The organism is Paracoccus onchidii, assembly GCF_028294535.1.
GTDB lineage: Bacteria > Pseudomonadota > Alphaproteobacteria > Rhodobacterales > Rhodobacteraceae > Paracoccus > Paracoccus onchidii.
The window spans coordinates 1-10,477 of the sequence record NZ_JAQBIE010000049.1; the positions used below are offsets into that span (position 1 = coordinate 1).

A 10,477-nucleotide genomic window follows, 5' to 3' on the forward strand; every position below is an offset into this window, starting at 1 on the left:
CCTGGACCGTGGGCCTGGGTGTCGAACGGATGGTGAATGAGCGCGTATCGCTGTTCGGGGAATGGGAATACCGCGATTTCGGTCGCGATACCCTGACTGATGATGCCGGGTTCAGCACCGAAGCAACGCCCGAGAATCATGCCATCAAGGTGGGCGCCAACTTCAGATTCTAGACCGGATGATCGGGGTCACCAGTTGACTGGACCGGTGGCCTCTTATGCGGCGTACTCCGTTCAAGCGCCGCGCCAGATTGGCTCGCGTAGTGACTCAGGAATGGGCGCAGAGAACCGTATCACTCTTCTGAACCGCTTCAACGCCGAGATCGTCCGCGTGGCCTGACGCCTGCGGCGTAAAGGAGCAGTTTCGCCGCAGGCCAGCGCTTTACAAGTTGACGAAACCTGACATTTGAAATCATACTGGACTGATCCGACGCAGCGATCTACGCACTGACAAGCTTCTGTCCGTTCCTGTGATGGCGCTCCGCCAGCTTGCGACCCATTCGCCCCGGCACCAGAATCCGCGCCGCCGGTGCGGGCCGTTCGGCGTCGCGCAGTTCCGGGAAGATCGCGAAGATCTCCTCGATCGCCGCCGGGCCGACCGCTTTCAACGCCTCCGCTCCGGTGTAGAGAGACTCCGTCTCGGCACCGTTGGCGATGACGACTTCGTGCCGCTCGAACAGGATGTGGAAGTATTCGACCTCGACCAGATCGCGGGCGATCTCCACCCCTGGCAGCTCAAGCAACTGTTTGGCCGCGACCAGCACCTCAGTGGTACCGAACATCCGCTGCGCAATGCGCGAGCGGATCAGCATGCGATGCTGCGGCGAGACGAGCAGATCGCTCGAGGGCGTTCGGGCACCCAGCGCGCCTGCGGCGATGCGAATCGGGCGCAGATTGTCGTGCAGCATCAGGGTTGTCACGTCGAGCGCCTTCGAGCCGATCCAGCGCAGGGGCTGGGCGCCGTGGTCGCGCGTGATGACATGATCGCCGATCGAAAGTGTCTCGATCGGAACCGCGCCGCGCGGCGTGTCGATCATGGTGCCGCGGCCAAAGCAGGGGATGGTGACTTCGTTCGTCGTGATATTGAGGCTACCAACACGAAAGCCGAAGGAATCGAGCACATCGTAGCTGCGAAAAACTGTCGGTGGGGTTTCGCCCGGAAGCTCACTCGTGATGTTCTCGCTCAGCGTCCAACCAGCCGGAAGATTGACGATGGTGTTGTCGATCTCGCCGTCATCTTGGTCCGACAGAACCGAGATGGTGCCTTGAAACCCGGGAAAAATGTTGACGGTTGTTGTATCATCCGTGCCGTTATTGCCCATCGCCTGAGAGTATTGTCCCAGCGCATCAGCATTGATCACGTAGTCAACCATTCGATGTCCCTTTTTCTATAGACCCGAGATCAGAGCAGCCCGAAGAACTGTACATTCGAGATTACTATCATGAACGTTACCGTGTCTTCCTCTTTTTGTTGAATTTACCGAAACCGATACCCTGTCCGGTCATATTTGCCATTGTTCAGAGCCTCGATGCCCAAGGGAGGAAAAAGGCAAATTTCCTGCGCAGGAACAGAGCCACAGGCTGATTGCGGACTGTTTCAGTCCATGTACGGGCTCTTGCCTCCTTTTGCGAAATCGGGGCGCGCCTCGCCCTCCGCGAAGTAATCGACCATTGTCTGGCCGTCGGAAGCATAGGAACACTGGACGTCGTCGCTACGGGTTTCGAGGTAGATCGTGCCGTTAATGGCAAATGTGCCATCGGTGCGCTGACCCTCGTATTTCATGTCTGTCCGAGCTTCGAACTCCTGAAAGTAGGACTGCGTGGCGACCATGCAGTCTTCCATCATCCAGTCTTCGGACTGGGCATGGGCCATGCCCGCCAGAAGCAGTCCGGTTAGAGTTGTTATTGCGAGGCGCATGTCTTTCCTTTCGATGAAGTAAGGACCGGATCTACGTTACACAGAATATATGACATCATCCTCCGTTGTGGTGCGTCTTGTCTATATCTCCGGTTTGGTCTTGCCCCCTTTTACCGGACACTCAGGCGGTTGCGATTTGAGTGGCAATGAACTCGCGGGGCGAGCGCATTTTCAGCCCTGAGTGGGGGTGGTTGTCATTGTAATCCTCGATCCAGTTTCCGATCAATCCAAGAACTGCCTGGGCGGTGGCAGTGGCGTCACCTGGACGTCGTCGCGCTTCAGCGTCTTCACGAAAGCCTCCGAGATGCCGTTGCTCAGCGGACTCTGGACCGGCGTGAAGCAAGGCTTCAGACCCAACTGGCGGGCAAAGATCTGCGTGTCCTTCGCGATATAAGGTGAGCCGTTGTCGGACGTCATCTCGATGACGGGAGGGGGTGCGGTAAGCGCCGAAGCGACGCTCGACGGCCTCCAGCATGATATCGCGAATATCGGAACCGCTGATCCCGGCATTCGCCACAGCGCGCCAGGCGATGATTTCGCGGTCATGGGAATAGATGAGGAAGGCACCGGGGATGATATCGCCGGGCATTGCCAAGTTGTTTGTGTTGACCTGCGTGGGTAGAGGCTTGGGCATGCAGATCCCATCGTCCATGCCGCGCTTGAAGGGCTTTCGTTTTCCTCGTGAGATTATAGCCTATGCGGTTTGGGCTTATCACCGCTTTGCCTTAAGCACTGCGGATGTGGATGACTTCTTGGCGGAGCGCGGCGTGATCATCAGCCGCGAAGCGGTCCGCTTGTGGGTCAACCGGTTTGGTGCGCATTTTGCCACTTGTATCCGCCGCGGACGGCCGAGCCCGAACGACAAGTGGCACATGGACGAAGTTGTGATCCCGATCAATGGTGTGAAGCACTGGCTGTGGCGCGCGATCGACGCCAATGGCGACACATTGGACATTCTGGTTCAGACTCGCCGCAACGCGAAGGCCGCCAATCGCTTTCTGGCAAAACTTATTGCTCAGTTCGGTCAGCCAAGAGTGGTCATCACGGACAAATTGCGCTGCTATTCCAAGCCGATCAAATCTCTCGCGCCAGTTGCTGATCACCGCGCTCACAAGGGGCTTAATAATAGGATTGAGGGCAGCCATAGGCCGGCGCGGCGGCGAGAGAAGATCATGGGGCGGTTCAAGTCACCGAAGCAGGCGCAGCGGTTTCTCGCCGCTCATGACCAGATCAACGCCATCTTAAAACCCCGCCGCTATCGCCTCACCGCCAACTCCTATCGTCATGCAAGAGCAGATGCGTTCCGCCTATGGGTCGACTATGCCCGCGAGATGACCGCATGACGGGCTTGGCGCAGGCCACTTTCGGCCGGTGAAAATAACTTGGCAATGCCCTCCCGGAGCATGCGGTTCTCTTTCCGCAACTCGGCGACCTCGCGCTCGAGATCTGACTAGGCGGTTGGCTTCTCAGGATTGCGCCGATCCTGCTGGATCCAACGGCTCAGCGTCGAGAAGTCGACGCCAAAATCTGCTGCCACCTGCTTACGCGGCAGCCCGCTGGTCAACGCTAAGGCCTTGGAACAAGGCGGGACCTACCATGGATGTGAGCATTTTTGTCGAGACGACGTTTGACGATGGAGAAACCAGAAGGCGCGATATCGGTCGACTTCGTCGAGCGCCGGGCGAGTTTGGTTCCGAGAATTTGGGCCTTCTCCTCGACGACGCAAAGATTTTGTTGAGGCGTTTGTAGGAAGCGATTGTGCAAGATCAGGTCGGTGAAGCACTGGAAGCTCGCCGGAAATGCGATAGTTGCTACAAACACCGCGCGATCCGATGATCGAGGCCGCATTCTCGACACAGTTTTCGGACGTATTCGTGTGAAGTGGCCAAGGCTTCGACGCTGCTTGTGCCAACCGGCTGGGACCGAGAACTCCGTGCCACAATCACCCCTTGCCGGGCTGTTTTCTGACCGTGCGACTCCTGAACTTCGGCGCCTGCAGGCTGAATTGGGGGCCAGGCACTCGTTCCGGGAAGCCGCTCGATTGATCGAAATGTTCCTGCCCTGTTCGGTTCAGTCGAACACGACCGTTCGAAATCGCTTGGGGGGCGTCGCCGACGAGTTGGGCCACGACGACGCAAGCCTAGGAGACGCGGATACGATGTCGGCCTGAATTGTCAATCGGCGTGCATGTTTGGATGCCCCCTGCACAGAAACTGAAGATGGCCGCAATGGTTCCCGACCTTGCCCCCGCAAAAACGGGGGGATTACCCGTAGGATCGCAACTTGTCCGTCACGAGAACTCGGGGCTGGCCTCAACGTTTCATGAGTTTGCGCAGGAAACGCAGGGCAGCGGCCTTGTTGCGCCGCGACTGGACCAGGATGTCGAGTACATCCCCATTGGCATCGACTGCCCGCCAAAGCCAGTGGCTCCGTCCCTTGATCCGGATTACGACCTCGTCGAGATGCCATTTGTCGGCCGGCGCCGGACGGTCCCGACGGATCCTGGCGGTAAACTGTCGGCCAAAGCGGTTCACCCAATCCCGGACCGTCTCATAAGACACCGTGACGCCGCGTTCCGCCAAAAGATCCTCGACCTCGCGCAGGCTCAAAGCAAACCGGTGGTAGGCCCAGACGGCAGATCCGATGACACTCTTCGGAAACCGGAAGCCTTTGATCCGCGACAGATCTTCGGTGTTCAGCATGACGGGGAACTACCCTGCTGTTTCGGCGTCAGCAACCTGACAGTGCCGTTTTGTCCACTCCCAAGCCGGTCAGTCTGCTCCTCAAAATCAGTTCAGCCCTGCAGCCTGTCGCAACGCTTCATTCATGCGCGTCTGCCAGCCCGGCCCCTCAGATTTGAAGCGGGACACCACTTCAGGATCAAGGCGCAAAGATACGGCGACCTTCGGGTTCTCGGCCTTCGGACGACCACCCGCATTCTTGCGCATTTTCTCGGCCAGCGCCGGAAACGCCTTGGCGAAGGGCTTCGCCTGGGCGAGCTGTGCGTCAGTAGCCTCCGGTGAATCCGGGTCGCTGGCGATCATCGCCTGAACCTTAGCTTCGCTGATCGGTCTCTTGGTCATAGCAGTTCCCTTTCCTTACGGCTGGCGGGGCGCATCGAGATCACTGAGACGCCCTCAGTTCCCAAAACGGCGAAGACGACAGTGATCGTGCCGTCTGCAAGCCGCCCGATCGCCATGTGACGGTTCTCTTTCGCTGGAACGACCAGCGACGACAGGAAGAACACCTCGTCCAAGTCTGCGAAATCGAGACCGTGCTTGGCCAGATTGGTCAACCTTTTCGGCTCGTCCCAGACGATCATCATGCGCTTATTTTACTCTCTCGATATAGTATCTGTATGTACAGATACCAGAGGATGATATCAAGAAACCTCACCTAGGAGAATTCTGTTTGAGGGATTGCCAACTTGTTTTCGCGTAATTGAGAAGAACGAACCGGCAGGTTCTCAAGCGGCCATTTCTGCGGCATAGGGGCTTTGTTGCTGTATCCGCCCTCCGGCGGCATCGATGTGCCAAGGTGGGATCGCGACAATCCAAATTGGGAGGCGGTCATGTCGGAGATTATCACGGTCGGACTGGATCTTGCGAAGAATGTGTTCCAGGTCCACGGCGCTGACAGCAAAGGCAATGCTGGCATTGCCAAATTGATCGAGCGGGTTCATTCGGATAGGGCTGTGGCATGAACATTCCGTGGTCCATGCCGCGCCTGAAAGGCTTTCGCTACCCGCGTCAGGTCATCGCCTACGCGGTCTGGCTGTACCACCGGCTCGCACTGAGCGCGGCGGATGTCGAAGATCTGCTGGCGGAACGGGGTGTCATTGTCAGCCGGGAGGCCATCCGCCTCTGGATCAATCGGTTCGGCGCGCATTTTGCCACCTGCATCCGCCGCGACCGGCCACGACCGGCCACGACCGAATGACAAATGGCATCTCGACGAGGTTGTCATCGCGATCAACGGTGTAAAGCACTGGCTCTGGCGCGCGATCGATGCCAAGGGCGATGTGCTGGACATTCTTGTTCAGCCGGGCCGAAGCGCAAAGGCGGCAAAGCGCTTCTTGGGACGGTTGATCACCCGTTTCGGCATGCCTCGTGTCGTCGTCACGGACAAGCTGCGCAGTTACAGCAAGCCGATTGCCCAGCTGATGCCGGACGCAGATCATCGGGCGCACAAGGGGTTGAATAATCGCATTGAGGGGGCACACCGCCCGACCCGACGACGGGAAAAGATCATGGGACGGTTCAAGTCACCCCGGCAGGCGCAGAGTTTTCTCGCAGCCCATGACCAGATCAACGTGATCTTCCGGCCCCGCCGCTATCGGCTCTCTGCAATCTCATATCGTCATGCCAGGGCCGATGCGTTCGACCTGTGGCGCAGCTATGCTGCCGAAATGCACCCCTGATCCCCAGATCTCGCTGACGATCACGGGCTTCCCCAAACAATTTGGCAATACCGGACGGCGACCTCATCCAGATGCCATTTTTCCGCGGCGGCGGGACGGTCGCGTTTGATGTATCCGGCGAAATGCCTGCCAAATCGGTTCACCCATTTCCGCACGGTCTCCCGGCTGACGGCCACGCCGCGTTCCGCCAACAGATCCTCGACGTCAGCGGCACTGAGGGCGAAACGATGGTCGGCCCAAACCGCATATGCGATGATCTCGCGGGGGAAACGGTAGCCCTTCAGGCGCGGCATCTCGGCTGGTATCTTCATGGCCACCGGCTACTCTGCGCGAGGGGCCTCAGCAAGCTGGCAATGCCCAGCAGGCTGTTAAAGGCTACGCGACATCGGGCAACCGGAGTGATGGCAATTCATCAATTTCTCCAATAAGCAGAGCTTGGTGAACGAAATTCGGGCGACCTGGAATGGACTTCGACACACTGGTGAAGCGATTGTGCTTCAAATTGCCGGGCGCGATCCCTAGTCCTCTGCTTCTGGTCGTTCTTGTGCTCGCGGCATTTGCCGACGTATCATCAGCCCAACCCGGCGATCTCTATCGACGCATTCTGGTAATCTATTCCGGGCACGCCGAGTTGCGCGCGAATCTGGAGATCTCCAGCGGCATGCAGGCGGTTCTGGATACCCAAGGCCGTCCGGATTTCGAGACCTATTCAGAGTTCCGCGATCTCTACCGTTTTCCGGGCGATGAGGCGGACGGAAAATTTGTCGGACAAATACTTGAAAAATTCCGCGACACAGACTTTGATGCGGTCGTCGCGGTCGGTATCGACGCGATTGGATTGGCCCGTGATTACCGCGATCTGGCAGGCGCTGATTTTCCGATTGTCTTCGGCGCAGTCCCTGCGCAGGAACTGGCAAAGATCCACTTGCCTGAACATGTCGCCGGCATCACCAACAGCTTCGACCTGCGCCGAACCTTCAACTTGGCCAGAACCCTGCAGCCGAATGCCGCGCGGGCCGTGGTGCTGACCGGATCGGGCGAGTTTGATCACCTTTGGCAGAACCGAGCGCGCAAGGCGCTGGCGGATGTGGAAGACATTCCCGTCGATTTCGTCAGCAACCTGACGCTGAAGGGGTTCGAGCAGTATGTCGCGGGGCTCGATCCCAACACGATTGTAATATTTCTGATGCTTGTGCAGGACGAAGAGGGGCGCCAGTATAGGGCAGGTCCCGCTGCGGGGCGCGTGGCAGCAGCATCGACCGCGCCAGTATATGGCTTCTATGACACGTTCGTCGGGCTGGGGCCATTGGGTGGGCAGGTCGAACCGTTCCGCGATATGGGCGTCGCCATGGCGCAACGCATGATCGAGGTGCTAAATGGTACCGCCTCCCAGCCCGCCATCACACCGATGACGGCCCACCCGCTGATCGACTGGCAACAGCTTCGTCGCTTCGGCATCGACGAGGCGCTGCTGCCCGCCGACACACAGTTGATCAATTACGACCCGTCACTTTGGGAACTCTACTGGCACTGGCTTCTTATGGGACTGGTGGTCCTGTTGCTGCAATTCATGCTCATCGGACTGCTGGTCGTCCAGAACGCGCGGCGGGAGCGGGCAGAACGGCTGGCCAGCGATCAGCGGCTTGAACTGGCGCATCTGTCGCGGGTCAGCCAGTTGGGCGAATTGTCAGGCGCACTGGCGCATGAGCTGAATCAGCCGCTGACCTCTATCTTGGCAAATGCCGAGGCTGGCCGGCGGCTGATCGCGCGCGATCCGCCAGACATGACGGAGATCGGCGATATCCTTGCTGATATCGCCGAGGATGACCGTCGCGCCGCCGGGATCATCACCGGGTTGCGTCGGCTCATGGCCCGTGGTGAAACAGCGATGGATGCGCTTGACCTGAACGAGGTGGTGCGTGCCACCGTGCGCCTGACCGCCAACGAGATGGTGATGCGTGGCGTCACGGTCGAAACGCATCTGATTCAGGGCGCTTTGCCTGTGAAGGGAAACATGGCACAACTTCAGCAGGTTCTACTGAACCTCATGCTAAACGCCGCCGATGCCCTGGCAGGCAAGCCGCAGGAGGCGCGCAGGATGGAGATCACGACGATGTTGGCGGAGAATGGCACACGCGAGCTTGCCGTGCAGGATCAGGGAGACGGGTTGCATGCCGAAATCGCCGCGGACCCGTTCCGCCCCTTCTCGACGACGAAGGGTAATGGCATGGGGCTGGGCCTGTCGATCTGCAATACCATCGCTCATGCACATGGCGGCGGCCTGCACTTTGAACAGGGTCTGGCGCATGGTGCGCGTGTCACGCTGCGACTGCCCGCGCTGTGAAAGGTGCGATCGTCCATCTGGTCGATGACGACCCCACAGTCCTCAAGGCGCTTGGGCGGCTCTTCTCGGCGGCGGGGATCGAATGCCGTTTACATGCGGGTGGCTATGCATTCCTTGGGGCGTTCAACCCTGAACACCCATCCTGTGCCATCGTCGATCTGCAGATGCCCGGCCTCGATGGGCTGGAGCTTCAGGAGAAGCTGTCTGGAATGGATATTCAGGTGCCCCTGATCTTCCTGACCGGCAAGGGCGATATCGACAGCGGTGTCGCCGCGATCAAGGCCGGTGCGGTGGATTTCCTGACGAAGCCCGTCGATGGTGACCGGCTTCTGGCGGTAGTGGAGCAGGCGCTGGCCCAAGGAGAAAAGGATCGTGTCGAACGCCGCGATCGGGCCGCAGTCAACGCCCGTTTGGACAGGTTGACGCCGCGCGAGCGCCAGGTGCTGGACCTCGTTGTCGAAGGGCACTTGAACAAGGAGATCGCCGCAAGGCTTGGCACCGCCGAAAAGACCATCAAGGTCCATCGCGGGCGGATGATGCAGAAGATGGAGGCTCGCAACCTGGCGGAATTGATCGGCCTGATTGTCACGCAGCGCACGACCGCCACATAGGCCCGAGGTCCAATATCGCCCCCGGTTTGGCTGACCTATTCTGTCGAAATGGACCAGCGTACTCCCCTTGTTGCCATTGTCGACGACGATCCTTCGGTCTGCCGGGGGCTATCCCGCCTCGTCGGGTCGCTGGGTTGTCCGACCGTGGTTTTCCAATCCGGTGAGGGCCTGCGGGCAGGGTGCGCCTCGATGCGTCCCGACCATGTGCTCGTGGACCTGCATATGCCCGGCTTGCGCGGTCCCGCCCTGATCTCGGCATTGAAAGACAGGAATCCCAGCCTACGCATCACGGTCATGACGGGGCTGGACCAGCCCGGCGCTCGTGAAGCCTGCCTGGGTGCCGGCGCCGTGGGGTATGTGCTTAAACCGCTCTCGGCGCGGGATTTGTCGCGCATTCTCGGGCTCGCATCGGCCTGATGTAGGTACATGGTCCAATATACCGCAACTTGACGGAAACGTATACTCTTCCCGCCAAGTCATTGGCTCGTCGGCCTCGCCGCTGGTGGGGGCGGCGGAGAAAGTCAGAGCCAACTGCAGATCCGGAGTAAGCCAGACGTCCTCGAATAAAACCGCATTCGGTCCCGACCAGTACCGACACAAAAGGCACCGATGACCCGCGCCAGATCGATTTTCAGTGAAGGAAACGCCCACATGACCCCGAGAGCCGCCACGGGCAATCACACCAGCTTTTCGACAATCAATGTACGCTGATCAGACAACCCCCGATCTACTTTCAGGCCGCCTATGCGCTGGACCCTCTGCGCGAGAATGCGGTACGATCGCGACGATCCACTCGACAGATGTCCTGATAGCCGCCAAGGACAGATCAAGGGCGTTTTGCAAGACGGATGAACTACCCTGGATGTCGCGCGACCGCATAATATATAACCCTCATTGTCATAACTTCCGGCTGTCTACTCGGGTGACCTCTATTCCGCTTTGGTAGATGGTTGCTCGAAAGATCGCGATACGGAAGTTGGCTACGAATTGGAAAGGCCTCCCAAAATGGCTACGCTGACATTTCCCGTGGATGCGATCGCCACGGGAAACAATACCGGTGGCGGATTGGAAGTAACCTCGCTGCCGATCGAAACGTTTCTTGAGAACCAGGGCGTCACGGACACGTCCAACGCGGTTTTCATTGTCGAATTCGACGATACCGATCTGCAATATTCCGACGTTACC

Annotated in this window: 9 protein-coding genes and 6 pseudogenes; 8 read left to right on the forward strand and 7 right to left on the reverse strand. The window is 59.0% G+C overall.

Annotation, left to right across the window (positions count from 1 at the left end; translation table 11 throughout):
• Window positions 1-439: 439 nt before the first annotated feature.
• From PAF17_RS19515 to PAF17_RS19525, 3 genes and pseudogenes are all read right to left on the reverse strand, one after another.
• Window positions 440-1,372 (reverse strand): Hint domain-containing protein, encoded by a 933-nt coding sequence (locus tag PAF17_RS19515; RefSeq protein ID WP_271890747.1) that lies wholly within the window; start codon window positions 1,370-1,372, stop codon window positions 440-442.
• Between the two features lie 224 nt (window positions 1,373-1,596).
• Window positions 1,597-1,917 carry a hypothetical protein gene (locus PAF17_RS19520; protein WP_271890748.1) on the reverse strand — a complete coding sequence of 107 codons (321 nt, stop codon included), beginning with the start codon at window positions 1,915-1,917 and terminating at the stop codon, window positions 1,597-1,599.
• A gap of 121 nt (window positions 1,918-2,038) precedes the next feature.
• A pseudogene (locus PAF17_RS19525) lies at window positions 2,039-2,500 on the reverse strand (integrase core domain-containing protein); the annotation flags it as partial.
• 49 nt (window positions 2,501-2,549) lie between these two features.
• Here PAF17_RS19525 and PAF17_RS19530 point away from each other — a divergent pair.
• Together PAF17_RS19530 and PAF17_RS19535 are read left to right on the forward strand one after the other, a co-directional pair.
• Window positions 2,550-3,260, forward strand: coding sequence for an IS6 family transposase (locus tag PAF17_RS19530; protein WP_271890749.1), 711 nt, complete (start codon window positions 2,550-2,552; stop codon window positions 3,258-3,260).
• A gap of 253 nt (window positions 3,261-3,513) precedes the next feature.
• Window positions 3,514-4,081, forward strand: a pseudogene (locus PAF17_RS19535) (ISKra4 family transposase); the annotation flags it as partial.
• A gap of 151 nt (window positions 4,082-4,232) precedes the next feature.
• Here the strand turns inward: PAF17_RS19535 and PAF17_RS19540 are convergent.
• From PAF17_RS19540 to PAF17_RS19550, 3 genes and pseudogenes are all read right to left on the reverse strand, one after another.
• Window positions 4,233-4,619, reverse strand: a pseudogene (locus PAF17_RS19540) (IS6 family transposase); the annotation flags it as partial.
• Between the two features lie 87 nt (window positions 4,620-4,706).
• Complete coding sequence (locus PAF17_RS19545) at window positions 4,707-4,961, reverse strand: BrnA antitoxin family protein (protein ID WP_271890750.1); 255 nt, start codon at window positions 4,959-4,961, stop codon at window positions 4,707-4,709.
• Between the two features lie 35 nt (window positions 4,962-4,996).
• Complete coding sequence (locus tag PAF17_RS19550) at window positions 4,997-5,239, reverse strand: BrnT family toxin (protein WP_271890751.1); 243 nt, start codon at window positions 5,237-5,239, stop codon at window positions 4,997-4,999.
• Between the two features lie 249 nt (window positions 5,240-5,488).
• Between PAF17_RS19550 and PAF17_RS19555 the strand changes: the two are divergent.
• A pseudogene (locus PAF17_RS19555) lies at window positions 5,489-5,593 on the forward strand (IS110 family transposase); the annotation flags it as partial.
• A 23-nt stretch (window positions 5,594-5,616) separates the two neighbouring features.
• A pseudogene (locus PAF17_RS19560) lies at window positions 5,617-6,337 on the forward strand (IS6 family transposase).
• Between the two features lie 53 nt (window positions 6,338-6,390).
• Here the strand turns inward: PAF17_RS19560 and PAF17_RS19565 are convergent.
• Window positions 6,391-6,648, reverse strand: a pseudogene (locus PAF17_RS19565) (IS6 family transposase); the annotation flags it as partial.
• A gap of 152 nt (window positions 6,649-6,800) precedes the next feature.
• Between PAF17_RS19565 and PAF17_RS19570 the strand changes: the two are divergent.
• The 4 genes from PAF17_RS19570 to PAF17_RS19585 all read left to right on the forward strand — a co-directional run.
• A complete protein-coding gene (locus PAF17_RS19570; protein WP_271890752.1) occupies window positions 6,801-8,681 on the forward strand; it encodes a sensor histidine kinase in 1,881 nt (626 codons plus the stop codon).
• A complete protein-coding gene (locus PAF17_RS19575; RefSeq protein WP_271890753.1) occupies window positions 8,678-9,292 on the forward strand; it encodes a response regulator transcription factor in 615 nt (204 codons plus the stop codon). Before PAF17_RS19570 ends, PAF17_RS19575 begins: the two co-directional genes overlap by 4 nt.
• A 48-nt stretch (window positions 9,293-9,340) precedes the next feature.
• Window positions 9,341-9,709 carry a response regulator gene (locus PAF17_RS19580; protein WP_271890754.1) on the forward strand — a complete coding sequence of 123 codons (369 nt, stop codon included), beginning with the start codon at window positions 9,341-9,343 and terminating at the stop codon, window positions 9,707-9,709.
• Between the two features lie 588 nt (window positions 9,710-10,297).
• Window positions 10,298-10,477, forward strand: a 180-nt coding sequence (locus tag PAF17_RS19585; protein ID WP_271890408.1) for a hypothetical protein, incomplete at its 3' end; no start/stop codon positions are given.

Bases quoted from the DNA above. Each gene is read 5' to 3' on its own strand.
- PAF17_RS19550 (WP_271890751.1), bottom strand. From the start codon at position 5,239: ATGATCGTCTGGGACGAGCCGAAAAGGTTGACCAATCTGGCCAAGCAC.
- PAF17_RS19570 (WP_271890752.1), top strand. From the start codon at position 6,801: ATGGACTTCGACACACTGGTGAAGCGATTGTGCTTCAAATTGCCGGGC.
- PAF17_RS19515 (WP_271890747.1), bottom strand. From the start codon at position 1,372: ATGGTTGACTACGTGATCAATGCTGATGCGCTGGGACAATACTCTCAG.
- PAF17_RS19580 (WP_271890754.1), top strand. From the start codon at position 9,341: ATGGACCAGCGTACTCCCCTTGTTGCCATTGTCGACGACGATCCTTCG.
- PAF17_RS19545 (WP_271890750.1), bottom strand. From the start codon at position 4,961: ATGATCGCCAGCGACCCGGATTCACCGGAGGCTACTGACGCACAGCTC.
- PAF17_RS19520 (WP_271890748.1), bottom strand. From the start codon at position 1,917: ATGCGCCTCGCAATAACAACTCTAACCGGACTGCTTCTGGCGGGCATG.
- PAF17_RS19530 (WP_271890749.1), top strand. From the start codon at position 2,550: ATGCAGATCCCATCGTCCATGCCGCGCTTGAAGGGCTTTCGTTTTCCT.